This is a genomic window from Geomonas agri, assembly GCF_020179605.1.
Taxonomy (GTDB): domain Bacteria; phylum Desulfobacterota; class Desulfuromonadia; order Geobacterales; family Geobacteraceae; genus Geomonas; species Geomonas agri.
On record NZ_JAINZO010000001.1, the window covers coordinates 1,115,898 to 1,134,978 of the forward strand.

General features: G+C 61.6%; 14 protein-coding genes and 1 pseudogene. All 15 read left to right on the plus strand.

Annotation, left to right across the window (positions count from 1 at the left end; all coding sequences use genetic code 11):
• Nucleotides 1–76: 76 nt before the first annotated feature.
• The 15 genes and pseudogenes from K7R21_RS04845 to rsmA all read left to right on the plus strand — a co-directional run bounded on the left by K7R21_RS04845 (nucleotide 77) and on the right by rsmA (nucleotide 19,023).
• The gene (locus K7R21_RS04845; protein ID WP_224982148.1) at nucleotides 77–1,342 is read left to right on the plus strand and encodes a metallophosphoesterase family protein; all 1,266 of its coding nucleotides are present in this window, start codon (nucleotides 77–79) and stop codon (nucleotides 1,340–1,342) included.
• Nucleotides 1,333–4,296 (plus strand): AAA family ATPase, encoded by a 2,964-nt coding sequence (locus K7R21_RS04850; protein ID WP_224982149.1) that lies wholly within the window; start codon nucleotides 1,333–1,335, stop codon nucleotides 4,294–4,296. The genes K7R21_RS04845 and K7R21_RS04850 overlap by 10 nt, the downstream gene beginning before the upstream one ends.
• Before the next feature lie 66 nt (nucleotides 4,297–4,362).
• Nucleotides 4,363–5,259, plus strand: coding sequence for a DMT family transporter (locus K7R21_RS04855; protein ID WP_224982150.1), 897 nt, complete (start codon nucleotides 4,363–4,365; stop codon nucleotides 5,257–5,259).
• Nucleotides 5,260–5,501: 242 nt separating this feature from the next.
• Complete coding sequence (locus K7R21_RS04860; RefSeq protein WP_224982151.1) at nucleotides 5,502–6,185, plus strand: site-2 protease family protein; 684 nt, start codon at nucleotides 5,502–5,504, stop codon at nucleotides 6,183–6,185.
• Between the two features lie 31 nt (nucleotides 6,186–6,216).
• On the plus strand, nucleotides 6,217–7,200 hold the full coding sequence (gene trpS / locus K7R21_RS04865; RefSeq protein ID WP_224982152.1) for a tryptophan--tRNA ligase: 984 nt from the start codon (nucleotides 6,217–6,219) through the stop codon (nucleotides 7,198–7,200).
• A 141-nt stretch (nucleotides 7,201–7,341) separates the two neighbouring features.
• Entirely contained in the window at nucleotides 7,342–8,214 is an 873-nt protein-coding gene (locus tag K7R21_RS04870) for a segregation and condensation protein A (RefSeq protein ID WP_224982153.1), read from the plus strand.
• A gap of 154 nt (nucleotides 8,215–8,368) precedes the next feature.
• Nucleotides 8,369–8,935: pseudogene (gene scpB / locus K7R21_RS04875) on the plus strand (SMC-Scp complex subunit ScpB); the annotation flags it as partial.
• Nucleotides 8,936–9,126: 191 nt separating this feature from the next.
• On the plus strand, nucleotides 9,127–9,927 hold the full coding sequence (gene amrB, locus K7R21_RS04880; RefSeq protein WP_224982155.1) for an AmmeMemoRadiSam system protein B: 801 nt from the start codon (nucleotides 9,127–9,129) through the stop codon (nucleotides 9,925–9,927).
• Entirely contained in the window at nucleotides 9,927–12,548 is a 2,622-nt protein-coding gene (locus K7R21_RS04885) for a CBS domain-containing protein (RefSeq protein WP_224982156.1), read from the plus strand. Before amrB ends, K7R21_RS04885 begins: the two co-directional genes overlap by 1 nt.
• A 280-nt stretch (nucleotides 12,549–12,828) precedes the next feature.
• Nucleotides 12,829–13,212 carry a hypothetical protein gene (locus K7R21_RS04890; protein ID WP_224982157.1) on the plus strand — a complete coding sequence of 128 codons (384 nt, stop codon included), beginning with the start codon at nucleotides 12,829–12,831 and terminating at the stop codon, nucleotides 13,210–13,212.
• A gap of 170 nt (nucleotides 13,213–13,382) precedes the next feature.
• Nucleotides 13,383–14,366 carry a DHH family phosphoesterase gene (locus tag K7R21_RS04895; protein WP_224983416.1) on the plus strand — a complete coding sequence of 328 codons (984 nt, stop codon included), beginning with the start codon at nucleotides 13,383–13,385 and terminating at the stop codon, nucleotides 14,364–14,366.
• A gap of 52 nt (nucleotides 14,367–14,418) precedes the next feature.
• Entirely contained in the window at nucleotides 14,419–15,555 is a 1,137-nt protein-coding gene (locus tag K7R21_RS04900) for an aminotransferase class V-fold PLP-dependent enzyme (RefSeq protein ID WP_224982158.1), read from the plus strand.
• A gap of 220 nt (nucleotides 15,556–15,775) precedes the next feature.
• Nucleotides 15,776–17,098, plus strand: a complete 1,323-nt coding sequence (locus tag K7R21_RS04905) for a PhoH family protein (protein ID WP_224982159.1) — start codon at nucleotides 15,776–15,778, stop codon at nucleotides 17,096–17,098.
• Between the two features lie 66 nt (nucleotides 17,099–17,164).
• Nucleotides 17,165–18,193, plus strand: coding sequence for a tRNA (adenosine(37)-N6)-threonylcarbamoyltransferase complex transferase subunit TsaD (tsaD, locus tag K7R21_RS04910; RefSeq protein ID WP_224982160.1), 1,029 nt, complete (start codon nucleotides 17,165–17,167; stop codon nucleotides 18,191–18,193).
• Complete coding sequence (rsmA, locus tag K7R21_RS04915) at nucleotides 18,193–19,023, plus strand: 16S rRNA (adenine(1518)-N(6)/adenine(1519)-N(6))-dimethyltransferase RsmA (protein WP_263630519.1); 831 nt, start codon at nucleotides 18,193–18,195, stop codon at nucleotides 19,021–19,023. Before tsaD ends, rsmA begins: the two co-directional genes overlap by 1 nt.
• The last annotated feature ends 58 nt before the right edge of the window (nucleotides 19,024–19,081 follow it).

Here is a 19,081-nt window from a genome sequence, read left to right on the forward strand (position 1 = left end):
GTTGCCAGGTTAGAGAGCTTGACTTGCCCCCGCGGGCGGCGGTATACCTGTGCAATTCACTTTTCCCGGAGCATCCATGCCCGTTCGCTTCATCCACACCTCCGACATCCATCTCGGCAAGACCTACCGCGCCTCCGGCTGTGATGTCCAGCGCTACCAGGACTTCTTCACCACCTTCGCCGCCATCGTGGCCGACGCGGTGCGCGAGCAGGTCGACTTTGTCCTCATCGGTGGTGACCTGTTCCACACCGGCCAAATCCTCCCCAAGACCTTTGCCAAGACCATCGAGATCCTGCAGCCGTTGAAGCATGCCGGTATCCCCTGCCTGGCTGTCGAAGGTAACCACGACTGGATCCACCGCCGTGACAGCGTCTCCTGGATGGAAGCGCTCTCGCAGCTTGGCTACATCTCCCTGCTGCGCCCCTCTCGGAGCGCCGACGGTGGCTACCTCTTCGACCCCTTCGACCCGGAGCAGGGGAGCGGCGGGCATATCGAGGTTAAAGGAGTGAATATTTATGGCCTCGGATACATCGGCTCCCAGGCAGGCAACCACGTTCCGCGCATCTGCGACGCCATCGCCACCAACCGCAACATCCTGCTCTTTCACGTCGGTGTCTGGACCTATTCCCCCGTGGAGATCGGCAACATTAAGCCCGAGGAAGCACAGCCCCTGGCAGCATGTTTCGATTACGTCGCACTCGGCCACGGCCACAAGCCCTACATCGTCAATGACGCCGACGGCCGCCCCTACGCCTTCAATCCCGGCTCCCCCGACTGCGTTGATTTCGGAGAGGAGCGCTACGACAAGGGATACTACCTGGTTTCCCTGGAACCGGACGGTACGGTGCAGCATGAATTCCGTCGCACCACGCCGCGCCCGATGCTGGTCGTAACTGCCAACCTTGACGGCGCTGGCAACGCCACCGATGCCCTGGAGCTGTTCAAGAGCCAGATGGCGGAGAAGCTTACCGATTGCGGCGACGAGCGCGCCCCGCTCATCGAAGTTCGCCTTGCCGGTAAGGTCGGCTTCCACCCCTTCGAGTTGAGCCGTGACCGTCTGCGCGCTTCGCTGTGTGAGATCTGCGAGCCGCTGCACCTGGAGATCAAGAACCACCTTTCTCTGGTTGCCGGCGGGGGAGGGGAGGAGAAGGTCAAGAAGAGCCTCGCCGAGATCGAGCGAGATGTCCTTGGCGAGCTGATCGGCGCCAACAGCCACTACCAGGGGCGCGTGGATGAGCTGACTCGCCTGAGCCTGGCGCTGCGGGACTTGGTACTCAAGGGGGACGTGGAAGGCGAGGAGCTGCTGAGCCTGCTTTCCTCCGGAGGTGACCAGTGCGCATAGTCTCGGTCCATCTCAAGAACATCAAGTCGCACCGCGAAAAGGAACTCGTCTTCTCCCCGGGGATCAACGTCCTTTCCGGCGCCAACGGCTCGGGCAAGAGCACCATCTTCGAGGCCATCGGCTACGCCCTGTTCGGTGTCGATGCCAAGGACTTCGTCTCCAATGCGGAGCGCTTCCTCACCATCGGCACCAAGCGCGGCGAAATCGGCGTGGTGTTCGAACCGGCACCGGGCGAGCTGTACCGGGTGACCCGCACCGTGGGTACGGCCGGCAAGTGGCTCCTGGCCAAGGAGGTGGGTGACGAGTTCGAGGTCGAGGAACACGCCAACATGGAGGAGACCGAGGCGCGTATCGCGCAATTGCTCGGCCTTTCAGGCACGCGGCCGTTGTCGGAGCAGTTCAAGCTGGTGATCGGCCCCTTCCAGAACGACTTCCTCGGCCCCTTCGTGATCAAGCAGCCCGCCAAGCGCCAGGATGCCTTTGACGAGATCCTCGGCATCGATGCCTGGCGCAAGACCCAAGACAAAACGAAGGTTTTGACTAGCACCATTAAGGCAAAGCTAGATGTGCTGCAGGCCGAGGTCGATACCAAGTCGGAGCAGATTGCCATCCTGCCTGTCAAGGAACAGGAACTGGCCGACCTGCGAGCTCAGGGTGAGACCAAGCAGGCCGAATTGGTGATCAAGGCGGATGCGCTTGAGCAGGCCACGACCCTGCTGAACACGCTGGAGTCGAAAAAAGAGGCGATCCAGGTAGTCCAGCAGGACGTGCAGGCGTTGCAGGAGCGCGTTGAATCCGGCAGAAATTATGTCTCCACCCAGCAACTCCTGGTCGAGCAGTCCCGGCAGGCGGCGGCTGTGGTAGCGGCGTCGACCGCTGGCAAGCAGGGATACGATGCGGCCGAAGCGCGGCTCAAGGCGTTGCGCGAACAGGAACATCAGAAGCACCAGTTGGAAAAGCAGCTTGCTGAGCTGGAAAAAGAGCAGGGAAGCGTGCGGGCGATGCTGGACGCCGAAAGCCGCGAACTCAAACTAGCCAAGGCGTCGATGGCCGAGGAAGGCACACGCCTGAAAGCCGAGCAGGACGCATTGGCGTCGGGCTTGGCAGAACAGAAGAAGCTGGAGACCGTGGCGGCGCAGGGACTGGCTGCGGCGGAGCAGAGCCGGCTCATGTTCCGCAAGCTCCCCATGCACAACATGGAGGCCACGCTGCCCTACCTCAACGTCGCCCTCAGCAGGATCGAGGAAATCGACCGTCAGATTCGTGAGAGGGAGAGTGTCCTGGCCGGAAGCGCGCCGCTCCAGGCCGAGGCGGAGCAACTGGGCGCGCGCCAGGCACGGCTGGAGCAGATCCAGACACAGCGTTCCGAGTTGGCCGGGCGCAGGCATTCGCTGGTCGAGGGGCGTGACAAGATCGGGGCCGGCTCCTGTCCGTTCTTCCAGGAGCCCTGTCAGAACCTCCAAGGGGCGGATCCCGCCGGTCTTTTCGAGTCTCGCATCGCCGCTCTCGATGGTGAGATCGCCGTGCTCGACCGGGAGGCGGCTGACCTTGCGGTCCAGGTGACCGCCGCACAGCAGGCCGCGCGTGAACTGGTGGGCATGGAGCAGGTGGCCCTTGAGCTCACCAAGGCGGGGCGGGAGCGGACTAAGCAGGAAGAGGAATTCAGCCGCAACTACGCCCATATCGCTGCGCACGCACTTCGTGCGCCGCTTGAAGAGTGGCTGGCAAGTGCCGGTCTTTCCGCTGTTTCACCCTCTGAACTTCCTTCCCTGGAAGTTGACTTGGCGGCTGCCCCAGAACAGCGTCGAGACGCGCTGGCTCAGGCCACGGACGCTTGGCAGGGCATCATTGCCAGGCTGGAAAACGCCTTGGACGAGTGCGTGAAACAGGCCGCCGACCCGGTTCAGGAATCTGCTCGCAAGCTGGCCGAACTGTCCGCGCGGGGGGAGGCGTTGAGCCAAAAGGAGCGCGAGCTTGCCACCGCCCAGGAAAGAGCCGCCCAGCGCGAACACTCCGTGGCGCGGCACAGCACTCGGCTTACCGCGTTGCAGACAGAGGTCGGTGCCCGCACAACCGAAATCGCCGTATTGGCTGACGTGGAGCGGAGCGTTAAGGATGCAGAGGAGGAACTGGTCCGCTTCCAGCCCGCCCGCGACGAGTACATAGCCAACCAGAAGGCGGCCGAAGAGTTGGGTAAGCACCAGGAGACGCTGGAGAAATACCAACGCGGTCTGCAAGGCATCCTCACCACGCTTGCCGGGAGGCAGGAGGAACTGGCCAAACTGGTGGCCGATTATCGACCTGAGCAGCACGAGGCGGCCAAGACTGAGCGTGAACAGCTGGTGATGACGGCGACACGGCTCAAGTCCGAGATCGGTGCCATTGCTGAAGGGGTGTCGCGGTTGGAGGGGGAAACTGCCGCACTGCGCGCCGTTGCCGCCGAAATCGAGCAGAAGCTGGCAGCCATCGAGAAGCTGAAGGAGCAGGCTGACTTGGTCAAGTTCCTGCGCAACCAGGTGTTCAAGAACGTCTCCGCGCAGCTTTCCGAGAGGTTCCGCGAAGAGATCAGCTTCCGGGCTGATCGGATCTACCGCAGCATCTGCGAGTCCGATGAAGAGCTCCTGTGGGGCGACAACTACCAGATCGTCCTGAAGGATATTGCTGACGGCGCCATGAGGGAGCGCAGCGACGACCAGCTCTCCGGCGGACAGATGATGAGCGCCGTGGTGGCGCTGCGCCTTGCCTTGCTACAGACCATCGGAGCTCGCATCGCCTTCTTCGACGAGCCCACGTCGAACCTGGATGCCGAGCGGCGCGAGAATTTGGCCAAGGCATTCCGCGCCATCGATGTCGGCCAGGAGGAAGTAACCGAACACTGGTACGATCAGCTCTTCCTGGTCAGCCACGACGTCAGCTTCACCGAGATCACCGACCAGACTATTCAGTTGGATTAACTGAAGACGTCAGAAAGTTCCCTCCCCCGGAGGGGGAGAAGCTATAACCCCAGAGGATTTTTATTCATGAATAACAAGCACCGTGGAGCCTGGTTCATCGCCGCTTCGGCGGCAGGATTTGCCACGCTCGGCATCCTCATAAAAAGCGCCTTCGCCGGCGGCGCAAACATCAGCACCGTACTGGCGGGACGTTTCCTCCTGGCCGGCCTCTTCCTCTTCGGCATCCTCCGTGCCCGCGGCATCAACTGCGGCCTCGACCGCAGGACTGCGCTGCAACTGATCCTCATGGGGGCGGTCGGCTACGGCGGCATGTCCGGGCTGTACGCCAATGCCATCCACTATCTGCCCGCGTCGCTCACCGGGATGCTGCTCTACACCTATCCCGCCCTGGTCACCATCCTCGCCCTGATCGTCGGTGACGAGCGCTTCAATGCACCGAAAGGGATCGCGCTGGTGGTCTGCTCGGTGGGGCTGGTGTTGCTGTTGGGGGCATCGTTCGAGGGGGCGCAACTTGCGGGGGTGCTTTCGGTTCTGGGGGCGGCGGTCATCTACAGCTGCTACATCATCATCGGCAACCGGATCCTAAAGAATATCGATCCCATGGTGACCTCGCTCTGGGTCTGCACCGCTGCTGGACTTGCATTTCTCGTCTACGGCGCAGCCAAAGGGGAACTGGTTCTGGACCTTAAACTGCGCGGCTGGCTCTCCATCGTCGGCATCGCCGTCTTTCCGACGCTGTTCGGCGTCATGGGCTTCTTCGCCGGTCTGCGACTGATCGGCGCCACCAATGCCTCTATTATCAGCATGCTGGAGCCGCTCATTACCGTGCTCTTGTCCGTGATCCTGCTCGGCGAGCAGATCACCGCCATGCAAGGCTTCGGCGGGGCAGTCCTGCTCTTCGGCGGGCTCATCCTCCAGCTTTGGGGGCACGAGGCGAGGCATGAGACTGTGACAGAAGTGTAGGAGTCAGTGGGCCTTCGTCCACTCTCCCTCTCCCGCCGGGAGAGGGTTGGGGTGAGGGCGTTGCCCTAAGCAAGATTTCCCTTCGTGGCGTCTTCCTCACCCGGCCTGCGGCCACCCTCTCCCGGTCGGAGAGGGGAAGGATACCTGAGATGTCCCCCTTCCAATCGCCTGCTATCGTTGACTTTCCGACACCGATCTGCTAGAGACATAGGGCTTGTAGCTAACCCGGCTTAAAGGAAGACATGGAAGAGTTTTTCATCAAGTTGTCCATTATGCTGGTCCCCGCGTTGATGGCAATTACCTGCCACGAGGTATCCCATGGCTGGGTTGCCGACAAGTTCGGCGACAACACGGCGCGATACTTGGGGCGCCTGACGCTCAACCCATTGAAACACCTCGACATCCTGGGTACGCTGATGATCTTCGTGGTCGGGATTGGCTGGGCCAAGCCGGTGCCGGTCAATTTCGGCAACCTGCGTCATCCCAAGAGGGATATGATCTGGGTCGCTGCCGCCGGCCCCATCACCAATTTCTGCCTGGCCACCGTTTCGGCTATCGCCATGCGGGCCGTGATAGCAGCCACGCAAGGCGCCGCCGATGGGTCCATGGTGGCCGCTTTCGCCGACCCGATCACCCTGATGCTGGCGTTCTCCGTCTACATCAACCTGATGCTGGGCGTGTTCAACCTGATCCCGGTTCCTCCACTGGATGGCGGGCGGGTCGCGGTCGGGGTGTTGCCCTACAGCCTGTCCATGGCGCTGGCCAGGGTGGAGCCCTTCGGCATGATCATCATCGTCGCTTTGGTGTTTTTGACCAATGCTTTTAGTTATGTTATTGCCCCCGCCCTTAACTTTGGCGTGCACCTCTTGGCCGGTCCCTACGCGAACCTGGTCTTCGGTGTCACCAAGCTGATGATGAAAGGGTAGGGGAGCAGAAACCAAAAAGGAGTCCGATTCTATGAGCAACAACCGTATCGTTAGCGGCATGAGACCGACCGGAAAGCTGCACCTGGGGCACTACCACGGGGTTCTGTCCAACTGGATGGAACTGCAGCGCAACTTCGAGTGCTTCTTCTTCGCCGCCGACTGGCACTCGCTGACCACCGAGTACGCCAGCACGGACGGTATCCAGGAAAGCATCAACGAGATGGTTCTCGACTGGCTCGCTTTCGGAATCGACCCTGAGCAGAGTGTGATCTTCAAGCAGAGCCGCGTGCCGCAGCACGCCGAGCTGAACCTGATCCTCTCCATGATCACCCCGGTTTCCTGGCTGGAGCGTAACCCGACCTACAAGGAGATGCAGGAGAACCTGACCACCAAGGACCTCTCCACCTTCGGTTTCCTCGGCTATCCGGTGCTGATGGCATCCGACATCATCGTGTACAAGGCGGCCCGCGTGCCGGTCGGCCAGGACCAGATCCCGCACCTGGAGATCACCCGCGAGATCGCCCGCCGCTTCAACTACCTGTACGGCGAGGTGTTCCCGGAGCCGGCGGCGCTGCTCACCGAGACCCCGAAAGTGCTGGGTATCGATGGCCGTAAGATGAGCAAGAGCTACGGCAACGCCATCTTCCTCTCCGACGACGCCGAGGAGACCAGGAAGAAGGTGATGTCCATGGTCACCGACACCCTGCGCCCCTTCAAGCGCGATCCGGGCGAGCCTGACCGCTGCGTCGCCTTTACCCTGCACTCCCTCTACGTCGATGCGGACAAGCGTGCCGAGATCGTTGAAGGGTGCCGCAGCGCCCAGCTTGGCTGCGTCGATTGCAAGAAGATCCTGGCCCAGGCCATGGTTGACACCCTCGCGCCGTTCCGCGAGAAGCGCGTGGAGCTGACCGAGAAGCCGGGCCTGGTGGAAGAGGTGCTCGCCGAGGGGAGCCGCAAGGCAGAAGTGGTCGCCAAGCAGACCATGGACGAGGCGCGCGCGGCGCTTAAAGTCTAAACCTTTCCCTCACCTGGCCTGCGGCCGCCCTCTCCCGGTGGGCGAGGGCTGTCCATTCCTTCTCCCTTTGGGAGAAGGTGCCCCGGAGGGGCGGATGAGGGCGTCGGCAGCTTAACGCAACCACCCGTTTTAGGAGTTTTCTTGTCCCTGGAAGAGATGCAAAGCAACCTTTTCTCCGAAGCCCTGGAGCAGTCGTACCGGGTGCAGATCGAGGAGTTCGAGGGGCCGTTGGACCTCCTGCTCCACCTCATCAAGAAGAACGAGGTGGACATCTACAACATCCCCATTGCTGCCATCACCAGGCAGTACCTCGACTACATGGAGATCATGAAGGACCTCAACCTTGACATCGCGGGTGAGTTCCTCGTGATGGCGGCGACGCTGCTGCAGATCAAGTCGCGCATGCTCCTGCCGGTTACCCCGGAGGAGGACGGCGATGCCGAGGTGGAAGACCCGCGCGCGGAACTGGTTCGTCGCCTTCTGGAGTACCAGCGCTACCGCGATGCCTCGCAGATGCTCAACTGCCGCAACCTCTTGGGGCGCGAGGTCTTCGCCCGCAAGTTCGATTCGGAACTGGACGAGTTGGCGCCGGTGGAGGAACCCGCCGACGTCGAGCTTTTCGAGCTAATCGAGGCCTTCCAGAGGGTGTTGGCCCGCGTTTCGGTCGACACCTTCCACGATGTGGTCGCCGACGGCATCTCCATTGCGGACCGCATCGGCGAGGTACTCTCGGTCCTGCATGCCGAGAAAACAGTCTGCTTCGACGCGCTCTTCAACACTGGCATGACCCGCGATCTCCTGGTGGTCACTTTTCTCTCCATCCTTGAACTCTGCAAGCTGAAGCTGATCAAGGTGGTGCAGATGGAAAACCAAGGCTCCATCTGGCTTCACTTGGCGGCCAAGGAGGAGGGAGAGGGCACTAGTGAAGGCGAGGGGAGCGAAGAGGAAGCGCCGACCGAGGCTGACCACGAAACGCCACCCCTGGTTGACCGCGAAGCGCCGCAGGAGCCCTAGCGTTCCCCCCTTTGCAAAAGGGGGGGCAGGGGGGATTTAGCCGCGGTAGCCACAGCATCTCGGCATTCCACGAAGTTGAAATCCCCCTCAATCCCCCTTTGTGAAAGGGGGAAGCTCAAGAGCTGTTGTTTTCAAGATTTACGGAGGATTCTGTTTGTCGGGAAAGTCGCTAAAAGGAATTGTTGAAAGCATCCTGTTCGTCCACGACCAGCCGCTTACGCTGGACCGTCTGGCCGGTATCCTGGAGGAGTACGACCGGGCCGACCTGCGCGCCGCCCTGGATGAGCTGATCGAGGACTACGAATCCGCCGAGCGCGGCATCGTGCTGATCCAGGTTGCGGGGGGCTACCAACTGCGCAGCCGCCCCGAGCACGGCGACTACATCCGCCGCCTCAACAAGACCAAGGGCGTCAAGTTCAGCCAATCCGCCTTGGAAACCCTCGCCATAGTCGCTTACCGCCAGCCCATCACCCGCGCCGAGGTGGAATACCTGCGCGGCGTCGATTCCGGCGGCGTCATGAAGAGCCTCCTGGAAAAAAAGCTGCTGCGTATCATTGGCAAGAAGGACGTCCCCGGCAAGCCGCTCATCTACGGGACCAGCCGCGAATTCCTGGAGCTTTTCGGCCTCAAAGACCTTAACCAGCTCCCCACCCTGAAGGAGATCCAGGAACTGGTGCCGCCGGATCCATTTGCCGACCAGCCTGCGCTGCCGCTAGGCTCCGCGGCGACCGATTCCGCGCCTGTCGGCGATGCCGTGGCATCCGCCGAATCAGCCCTGTCCCTCGAATCCACCGAATTCATTGATTCCGGTGATTCCGTCGACTCGTCGGACCCCGTTGAAGGCTAGCCGCTGCTGAGTTAGAATATTGCCTGGTGCGCTGTTCATTAGCATTTCCGCAAAAGGAGGCTGGTATGGTACGGCAACCTGCAGTAGCTGGTAAGTTCTACACCGGCGATCCCGCCCGGCTCCGCCAGGAGCTCGCAGAGATGATGCCTCAAGGGGAAGCGCAAAAGGCGATCGGCATCATCACCCCGCATGCGGGGTACGTGTATTCCGGGAAGGCGGCTGGCAAAGTCTACGCAGCGGTTCGGGTGCCCGACACCGTGCTGATCCTCGGGCCGAATCACACCGGCGCCGGCGTTGCCGCCGCGCTCGCCCCCGAGAACGAATGGCTCACACCGCTGGGCCCGGTGCCGATCAACCGGCGCCTGTCGCAACTGATCCTCGACAACGCTCCGCTGGTCCGCGAGGACCCGCTGGCGCATCGCTTCGAGCACTCCCTTGAAGTCCAGGTCCCTTTCCTGCAGTACCGCAATCCCGGTGTCTCCATTGCCGCGCTCTGCCTCGCGTTGCCTGATTTTCCCTCCATCGCCCAGGTGGGTGAGGGGATCGCCCGCGCTATCGCTGCTTACGGCGAAGAGGTCCTCATCGTGGCGAGCTCCGACATGACCCACTACGAATCCGCCGCCGCTGCCAAGGCGAAAGACGATCAGGCCCTGGCTCGGTTGGCCGACATGGACCCCGAGGGGCTCCTGAAGGTCTGTCGCGAGAAAAATATCACCATGTGCGGCGTCATCCCGGCGACCGCGCTCCTGGTCGCTGCCAAGATCATGGGCGCCGAATCCTGCCGGCTGGTGCACTACACCAACAGCGGCGAGGTGAATGGCGACTCGCGCAGCGTCGTCGCCTACGCCGCCCTCATGGTTTACTGATGGAGATAATCACCACCCACGTCAACGCTGATTTCGACTGCATCGGGTCCATGGTCGCCGCCAAAAAGCTGCACCCCGATGCATTTCTCGTCTTTTCCGGGGCACAGGAAAAGGGGGTGCGCGACTTCTTTCAGAAGGCGCCCCATCCTGAATTCGAGTCGTTACGCATCAAGGACGTGGATTTCTCCGCTGTCACCCGCCTCATCGTTGTCGATTGCCAGCATTCCGCACGTCTCGCCAAGTTCGGGGAACTGGCCCAAAAAGATGGCGTCGAGCTGCTCATCTACGACCACCACCCCATCAGCTCCGGCGACCTCAAGGCCGACGGTGGCATCATCCGCCCCTGTGGTTCTACCACCACCATCCTCGCGACCCTGCTGATGCAGCGCGGCATCGAGGTGAGCCCAGCGGAGGCCACCCTTATGATGCTGGGTATCCACGAGGACACCGGTAACCTCACCTTCCCCTCGACCACCGCCGAAGACTACGCCGTGGCCGCCTGGCTCCTGGAGCGCGGCGCGCAATTGAACGAGGTCGCCGACTCCATCGGCCGCGAACTGACCGTGGAACAGGTCTCGCTGCTGAACGACCTGCTCACCTCCCTCAAAACGAGCTCCCTCAAGGGCGTGGACGTCTCGGTGGCGCACGCGTCGGTGGACCGTTACATTGGCGACATCGCCTCCCTGGCGCACATGATCCGCGACATGGAGAACCTGCAGGTCCTCTTTCTGGTGGTCGGGATGCAGGACCGCGTCTTCATCGTCGGCCGCAGCCGCATCCCCGAGGTGAGGGTAGGGGAGATCCTGCGCGAACTGGGCGGGGGCGGGCACGCTACTGCAGCGTCGGCAACGGTACGGGGGCTTACCCTGATCCAGGTGCTGGATCAGTTGGACGCGGTACTGAAGAAGCGGGTCGATCCGATCCGCGTCGCGCGCAGCATCATGTCCTCGCCAGTCAAGACCCTTCCCCCCGACTGCACCATCGAGGAGGCGCGCGAGCGCCTGGTCCGCTACAACGTGAGCGCGATGCCGGTGCTCTCTGGCGACCAGGTGATGGGCATCATCTCCCGCAAGACCGTGGAGAAGGCGCTCTACCACAACCTCAACACGGTACCTATCTCCGACTACATGCACTCCGAGTTTTACGCCGCGAACCCGGAGACCCCGATCAGCGAGATCCAAAGCTACATGGTGGGGGGAGATTCGCGCCTGGTGCCGGTGCTCGACCACGGGCAACTAGTGGGGGTGATCACCCGCACCGACCTGCTGCGCTACAGCCTGGGGAGCGAGGCGATCTACGACTTGTCCCGCGACGCCATCCAGGTGAAGAACCGCGAGGTCGAGGGGATGATGAGGCGTTGCCTTCCCAAGGCTTCGGTTGAGATCCTGCATAACCTTGGTCGGGTAGGAGACCGGCTCGATCTTCCCGTCTACGCTGTGGGGGGCTTCGTGCGCGACCTGCTGCTTGGGCAGCAAAACTCCGATGTCGACGTCACCGTGGACGGGGATGGCATCCTCTTTGCCGAGGCCTTCGCTGCCGAGTTCAGCTGCCGCGTGAAAAGCCACGAAAAGTTCGGCACTGCGGTGATCGTTTTCCCCGACGGCTTTAAGATCGATGTCGCCAGCACCAGGCTGGAGTACTACGTCTCGCCTGGAGCACTCCCCACGGTGGAGCGCTCCTCGCTGAAGATGGACCTGTATCGGCGCGACTTCACCGTCAACACCCTGGCCATCGCCCTCAACAGCCAGTCCTTCGGCAAGCTGATTGATTACTTCGGCGCGTACCGCGACCTGCAGGCCAAGGTGATCCGGGTGCTGCATAACCTCTCTTTCGTCGAGGACCCGACCCGAGTGTTTCGCGCCATCCGCTTCGAGCAGCGGCTCAACTTCAAGATTGCCAAGCACACCGAGGACCTGATCAAGAACGCGGTGAAGATGGACTTCCTGGTGAAGCTCGGCGGGAGGCGGCTTCTCTCCGAACTGGTTCAGATCCTGAGGGAAAAGGAACCGCTGCAGGGGATCGGGCGCATGGCGTCGCTGGGGCTCCTGCGTTTCATTCACCCTTCCGTCGAACTGACGCCGGAACTGCAGGCCGCCCTGGAGGAGGTACGCTACGTCGTCTCCTGGTTCGACCTCCTGTACCTTGAACGCCCCTACGAGCGCTGGACTGTCTACTTCCTCGCCCTGTGCGAGGTGCTCTCGCCGGAACAGTTCTGGGCCACCTGCATCAGGCTCGCCGTCAGCGAGCACCAGAGGGAACACCTGGCCGAGATGCGGCGCCAAGGTGATGAGTTGATCGGGGCCATGGAGCGCAAACTGGCGCGGCAGGAGCGGCTGGAGAACAGCGAGATCTATTTCACCTTGCGCGGGCTTTCCGTTGAGATACTGCTCTACCACATGGCCAGAAGCAGCAATCCTGAAATCAAACGGTGCATCTCGCTGTATTTCACGAAGTTGCACAGCATGGAGCCCCTGGTCGGAGGCGAGGACCTGAAGCGGCTAGGCATCAAGCCCGGCCCGATCTACCGGGAACTTCTCGACGCTGTGCTGAGCGCCAGGATGAACGGTAGGGTCTCCAGCAAAGATGACGAAATCAGGTTGATACGGGAACAGTTGACGTAGTTGTTGCAATTTTGCAACAGCACCGTCTTTTCACAGTAGTGACGTAATATGCCGTTAAATAACGTTTTTCCTTCGAAGTGCCTGAGCTGTGAGGCGTTTAGAGCACATTAAAGAACCCTTCCTCGATGCCCCACATTTTCTCCCTTGGCCTGTCTGCCTGTGACATTTACGTATAATCAGCTACTTGTAAGATGACAGTGGTGTCTTGCTTCTTTTGGCCCCTGATTTGCAGAGATGACGGCGAATCTCTGCATGAACCGGTAAAGGGGAACCTATACGTATGAAGAACCTGAAGCACGCTGTGGCTATCCTGGTAACCCTCCTCTCTATGGCAACACCCTGTCTCGCACAAGAAAACGGTATGAAGACCATTTTCGAGGATTCTTTCTACGGCGGTCTCGCCGGTGGCCTGGTAGGCGCCGCAATGCTCGCATTTACCGACAAACCCGCAGACCACCTGCAGAACGTGGGCATCGGAGCGGGGATCGGTGTCATCGTCGGTGCTGTCTACGGCGCGGTCGCTGCCTCCAGGTCCTTGGCTGAATACGATAACGGCAAGGTGAAGTTTGCCATCCCGACCATTCACCCGGAATTCAGAGAAGGAAACGCCAAGGGGCAGAGCAACATCGTGGCAATGGCCGAACTGCTGCGCGGCAAGTTCTGATTCAGATATCCCCAAACTAAAACGAAATGCCAAGGGAGGCTGATGCCTCCCTTTTTTTTTGCACCCGCGCCAGGCATGGTATAAACTTCACGGGTTTGCAGCTCACCAACGGGGGGTGCCCATTGGCGGAAATAGAAACTCGCTCCGATTTGCTCTCCTATACTGACGCCATGCTCACGTGGGTCAGTGGGCGAGGGCGCATCCTCATCGTCGTGCACGACAACCCCGACCCAGATTCGCTTGCCTCCGCCATGGCGCTCAGGCACCTCTTCGCGGTACGACTGAACCGTGAGGCGGTAATCGCCTTCTCGGGAATGATCGGCCGCAGCGAGAATCTGGCCATGGCCAAACTGCTGCAGATCCCGCTCACCCCGTTCCCGCTGATCGACCTGAAGGCCTTTCCCGTGATCTGCCTGCTGGACACCCAGCCTGGTACCGGCAACAACTCGCTTCCTCCCGACGTGCGCGCCGATATCGTGATCGACCACCACCCCATGCGTGACAGCAGCGCCTCCTGCCGCTGGGTGGACATTCGCCCCAACTACGGCACCACCGCCACCATCCTTTACGAGTACTTGAAGGTGCAGGGGGTCTCGGTGGGGACCAAGCTCGCGACGGCACTGTTCTACGCCATCAAGTCGGAGACCCAGGACCTGGGGCGCGAGGCAACCAGGCCGGATCGGGATGCGTACCTGATTCTCTTCCCACTGGCCAACAAGACGCTGTTGAACAGCATCACCCGGCCCAACCTCCCCAGGGAGTATTTTATAGCTCTGCACAGCGCCCTTGAGCACGCCAGCCTCTATGGAAACGTTCTGGTCGCCTCCCTGGACGGGGTCCAGTTCCCCGAGGTTGTCTCGGAACTGGCCGATCTCTTGGTTCGACTGGAGGGGACCGAGACCGTCCTCTGTCTGGGGCACTACAGCCAGGAGCTGGTCCTTTCCATCCGGACCACCAGCGAAGAGATCAACGCGGGGGAACTGATTCGCAAGTTGGTGGCCGGCATCGGCACCGCCGGCGGCCATGGCATGATGGCGGGGGGGAAGATCGACAACGTGGTGCCGGAGCGGGTCCCAGAACTCGAAGCGGTGCTGACCCAGAGGTTCCTGTCCGAGCTCAACGTGACCGACCCACCATTACCGTTAGTCCCGTAAACATTCATGAAAGCGGTTGCCAAAGCCCCCTTAAAATGCTAGTAAATACGGTATGTCCGTATTCCTAGATAACGCAGCGACTTCATTCCCGAAACCGGATGCCGTGTACCTGGCGATGGACGCTGCCATGCGGGAAATCGGTGTTGCGCCGGGCAGAGGAGGGTACCGCCAGTCGCTTGCCGCGGCCCGCATCGTCTACGAAGCACGCTCTGCATTAGCCCGCTTTTTCGGGGTCTCGGACTCCTCCCGACTCGTCTTCACCCACAGCGCCACGGAGTCGATCAACATCGCGGTGTTTGGCCTGCTGAAGCCTGGCGACCACGTGGTCTCCACCAGCGTCGAACACAACGCCCTGTCGCGTCCGCTGCACCTGGCCGCGAAGCGCGGCGTCGAGGTTACCTTCGTTGCCTCGGATGCCGACGGCGTCGTCTCTGAATCGGCCATCGCCCGCGCCATGCGCCCCAACACCAGGCTGGTTGCCCTCGCGCACTGCTCCAACGTCACCGGCGCAGTCCAGCCCATCGCGGATATTGCCCGGGTGGCACGGCGGGGGGGGGCGCTGTTCCTGGTGGACGCGGCCCAAAGCGCCGGCTTTTTCCCCCTCGACGTTGAACAAATCGGGATCGATCTGTTGGCTGCTCCTGGTCACAAGGGACTTTACGGCCCTCCCGGCACCGGCATCCTCGCGATCGGCCCGGGCATCGACCTGGAACCGCTGCAGGTGGGTGGCACCGGCGGTAGCGCCAGCAACCCCGAGCCCCCGGAACAGATGCCGGAGCGGCTGGAGAGCGGCACCATCAACACCCCGGCCATTGCCGGATTGAAGGCGGGTTTGGACTTCATTGAGGCGACCGGCCTGGACGTGATCCGGGCCAAGGAGACCGCTCTGGTCGACCAGCTCCTGGCTGGCCTGTCCGGCATCGCCGGTGTCAAGTTGTACGGGCCGCTCCAAGGCGAGCGCGGTGCGGCAGTCTCCTTCAACGTTGAGGGGCACGACCCGGCTGCCTTGGGCTACTTGCTCGACAGCGAATACGACATCAGTGTCCGCGTTGGGCTGCATTGCGCGCCGGATGTGCACCGCAGTATCGGTAGCTTCCCCGAAGGTACCGTCCGGGTCAGCCCCGGTTTTTTCAACACCGAATCCGATATCGGCTTTTTTATTAAGGCGCTGCGTGAGATAATATCATGAGCGTTCCGCCTCATTAGCGGCGGACACTCCATCTGTCTCGAATAGCCCGGTGTCTACAGGCTTTCGCAAGGCGGGTGGCACGGGCGAATCAGCTTCGCTCACAATTACAGCAACAGACGGCATTCGGGCCGTGGAAGGGGATACTACGAAAAGTTCAGCTTTGTTGGTCAGGGATGAGGTATTCGGTTTTTCTGAAGGCAGCAACGTACAGGGAGTGGATATGAAGAAAATCTATGTTCTTGATACAAATGTACTTCTGTACGACCCGCAGGCTCTCACCAAGTTCGAAGACAACTCCATCATCATACCCATCACGGTTATCGAGGAAATCGACCGGTTCAAGAAGGACATGAACGAGACCGGCCGCAACGCCCGCCAGGTCTCCCGGCTCATGGATGCCTTCCGCAAGGAGGGGTCGCTGTCGCAGGGGCTCGACCTGGAAAGCGGCGGCACCTTGAAGATCGAGATCTACGAAGAAAAGGTGATGAAGAGGCTCCCGCCGGAGCTGCGTGAGGAAAGGGGCGACAACCGCATCCTGGCGGTGGCCGTGGACCTCATGGAATCGCAAAAAGAGATGCCGGTAATCCTGGTAACCAAGGACACTAACCTCCGTATCAAGGCCGACGCCCTCGGGCTCTCGGCGCAGGATTACGAATCCGACAAGGTCGCCATCGACGAGTTGTACACCGGCTGCGCCACCCTCGAGGTCGGGGCCGACGCCATCGACCGCTTCTACAGCCAGGGCTGGCTGGACATGGACAACAACGGCTACCTGCCCAACCAGTACCTGCTCCTGACCGAGGCCGGTAACCCGTCGCACAGCGCGGTGGGGCGCTTCGACCACATCTCGCGCAGGATGGTACCGCTGGTGAAGCTGGACAAAGAGGGGGTCTGGAGCCTGTTCCCGAGAAACCTGGAGCAGTCCCTGGCCTTGGACGCCCTTCTCGACGACGACATCAAGATCGTCACCCTGGTGGGCAAGGCCGGCACCGGCAAGACCCTGCTCGCCATCGCCGCCGGTCTGCAGAAGACCGCGGAGGAGAACGTCTACAACCGCCTGCTGGTATCGCGCCCGGTGTTCCCCATGGGACGCGACCTGGGTTTCCTTCCCGGCGACATCGAGGAGAAGCTGTCCCCCTGGATGCAGCCCATCTTCGACAACGTCGAGCTCCTTCTGAGCGGGCACGAAGGGGAGAAGCGCCATAGCAAGGGTTACAAAGAGCTGATGGCGATGGGGATCCTCGAGATCGAGCCGCTTACCTACATCAGGGGGCGCTCCATTCCGAACCAGTACATGATCGTCGACGAGGCCCAGAACCTGACCCCGCACGAGATCAAGACCATCGTGACCCGCGCCGGCGAGGGAACCAAGATCATCCTGACCGGCGACCCGTACCAGATCGACAACCCCTACGTGGACGCCGAGAGCAACGGTCTCACCTACGTGGTCGAGCGCCTGAAGGAGCAGACCATCTCCGCCCACGTCACCATGACCAAGGGGGAACGCAGCGACCTGGCCGAACTGGCGGCGAACCTGCTGTAGCTGACGCGAAAACTTTAGAACGGGAGAAAAAAGGGGGCACGCTGCTGGTGCCCTCTCTATTTTTTTATGCTTTTACTTGCGCTGGAATCTTCATGTGACGAGACCGCGGCGGCGGTGGTGAGCGACGGCAGGACCGTCCTCTCCAGCATCGTGGCAAGCCAGATCAGCACCCATGCCGAATATGGCGGGGTGGTGCCCGAGATCGCCTCGAGGCAGCACCTGGAGGCGGTCTCCATCGTGGTGGAGCAGGCGCTCCAGGAAGCCGGGGTCGGGATTGCTGACATCGAAGGGGTGGCGGTGACCCAGGGGCCCGGCCTAGCTGGTGCGCTCCTCGTAGGCGTTTCCGCGGCGAAAGGGATTTCGTTCGGGAGAAAGATCCCGCTGGTCGGTGTGAACCACATCGAGGGGCACCTCCTAGCCGTGTTCCTGGAACGTCCGGTCGAGTTTCCCTTCATCGCGCTGGCGGTCTCCGGGGGGCACTCGCACCTGTATCGGGTCGACGGCATAGGTCGTTACCGGACCCTCGGGCAGACCGTGGACGACGCCGCCGGCGAGGCTTTCGACAAGGTTGCCAAGCTGATCGGTCTGCCGTACCCCGGCGGCGTGGCCATAGACCGTCTTGCCGCCAGCGGCGATCCCCAGGCTATCAAGTTCCCGCGTCCGCTGTTGCACGACGGCACCTTCAACTTCAGCTTTTCCGGTTTGAAGACAGCAGTGCTCACCCACGTCAGCAAACACCCGGAGGCAAAAGAAGCCGGCATCAACGACCTCGCCGCCTCCTTTCAGGCCGCTGTGTGCGAGGTGCTCACCAAGAAGACCGCGGCGGCGATCGCCGAGACCGGCATCAAGCGGCTGGTCGTGGCCGGCGGGGTGGCCTGCAACAGCGGCCTGCGGCGCTCCATGGCACAGTATGCAGAGGCGAACGGGGTGGAGCTTTCCATTCCCGCACCGAAACTGTGCGCCGACAACGCGGCCATGATCGCGGTCCCCGGGGACTTCTACCTGGGAGCCGGGTACCAAAGCGGTTTCGACCTGGATGCGCTCCCGGTCTGGCCGCTCGACAAACTGGCGGCACGTTTCCAGGGGGGGAAGTGATGGAAAAGAGGATCAAGGCCAAGAAGGAGTTCGGCCAGAACTTCCTGGTGGACGATAACGTGCTGCACCGCATCGTTTCCTGCGTGGCGCCTGGCAGCGACGACTGCATTCTTGAGGTCGGGCCGGGGAGGGGGGCGCTGTCCCGGCTCCTGGTGGCCAGCGGCGCACGCTTCGTGGCGGTCGAGTGGGACCGTGAGCTGATCCCGTTTTTGCATGCCGAGTTTGCCGGCAACGATCGCGTCGAGATCGGTCACGGCGATATCCTGAGGGTGGACCTGCCCCAGATCCTCACCACCCGCGCTCCGGGGCGGAAGTGGAAGGTTGCCGCCAACCTCCCCTACAATATTTCCTCGCAGGTGCTCTTCAAGTTCATGGAGCATTGCGACTTGTTCGAATCCCTGGTGCTCATGCTGCAAAAGGAGGTGGGTGACCGCCTCACCGCTCCTCCCGCCTGCAAGGACTACGGTGCCCTCACCGTGCTTCTCAGGCTGCACTTCGACATTCGCCGCGAGTTCATCGTGAAGCCGGGCTCCTTCCGTCCTATCCCCAAGGTCGACTCGGCGGTGCTCACCTTCACGCCGCTTGCCACCCCTCGGGTCGAGGTAGGGGACGAGGAGCTGTTTCGCCGCGTGGTAAAGGGGGCCTTCATCCAGCGCAGGAAGACGCTGTTGAACTCGCTGCGCTCCGCTGGCTTCGACGACGGTGACGGCACGCTTACTGCCGCACTTTCCCGCTGCGGCATCGATGGGCTCCGGCGCGGGGAAACACTGTCGCTGGAAGAGTTCGCGGCGCTGTCCAGGGACTTGTGCTCCGGGAAAACTCTGGCATAAACACACATGAGTGTGCTATATAAGAACGCTAATTTTTTATCTTAAGAGGAGTACGCCT

Bases quoted from the DNA above. Each gene is read 5' to 3' on its own strand.
- K7R21_RS04845 (WP_224982148.1), top strand. From the start codon at position 77: ATGCCCGTTCGCTTCATCCACACCTCCGACATCCATCTCGGCAAGACC.
- K7R21_RS04890 (WP_224982157.1), top strand. From the start codon at position 12,829: ATGAAGAACCTGAAGCACGCTGTGGCTATCCTGGTAACCCTCCTCTCT.
- K7R21_RS04905 (WP_224982159.1), top strand. From the start codon at position 15,776: ATGAAGAAAATCTATGTTCTTGATACAAATGTACTTCTGTACGACCCG.
- K7R21_RS04855 (WP_224982150.1), top strand. From the start codon at position 4,363: ATGAATAACAAGCACCGTGGAGCCTGGTTCATCGCCGCTTCGGCGGCA.
- K7R21_RS04860 (WP_224982151.1), top strand. From the start codon at position 5,502: ATGGAAGAGTTTTTCATCAAGTTGTCCATTATGCTGGTCCCCGCGTTG.
- K7R21_RS04885 (WP_224982156.1), top strand. From the start codon at position 9,927: ATGGAGATAATCACCACCCACGTCAACGCTGATTTCGACTGCATCGGG.
- amrB (WP_224982155.1), top strand. From the start codon at position 9,127: ATGGTACGGCAACCTGCAGTAGCTGGTAAGTTCTACACCGGCGATCCC.
- K7R21_RS04900 (WP_224982158.1), top strand. From the start codon at position 14,419: ATGTCCGTATTCCTAGATAACGCAGCGACTTCATTCCCGAAACCGGAT.
- K7R21_RS04895 (WP_224983416.1), top strand. From the start codon at position 13,383: ATGCTCACGTGGGTCAGTGGGCGAGGGCGCATCCTCATCGTCGTGCAC.
- tsaD (WP_224982160.1), top strand. From the start codon at position 17,165: ATGCTTTTACTTGCGCTGGAATCTTCATGTGACGAGACCGCGGCGGCG.
- trpS (WP_224982152.1), top strand. From the start codon at position 6,217: ATGAGCAACAACCGTATCGTTAGCGGCATGAGACCGACCGGAAAGCTG.
- rsmA (WP_263630519.1), top strand. From the start codon at position 18,193: ATGGAAAAGAGGATCAAGGCCAAGAAGGAGTTCGGCCAGAACTTCCTG.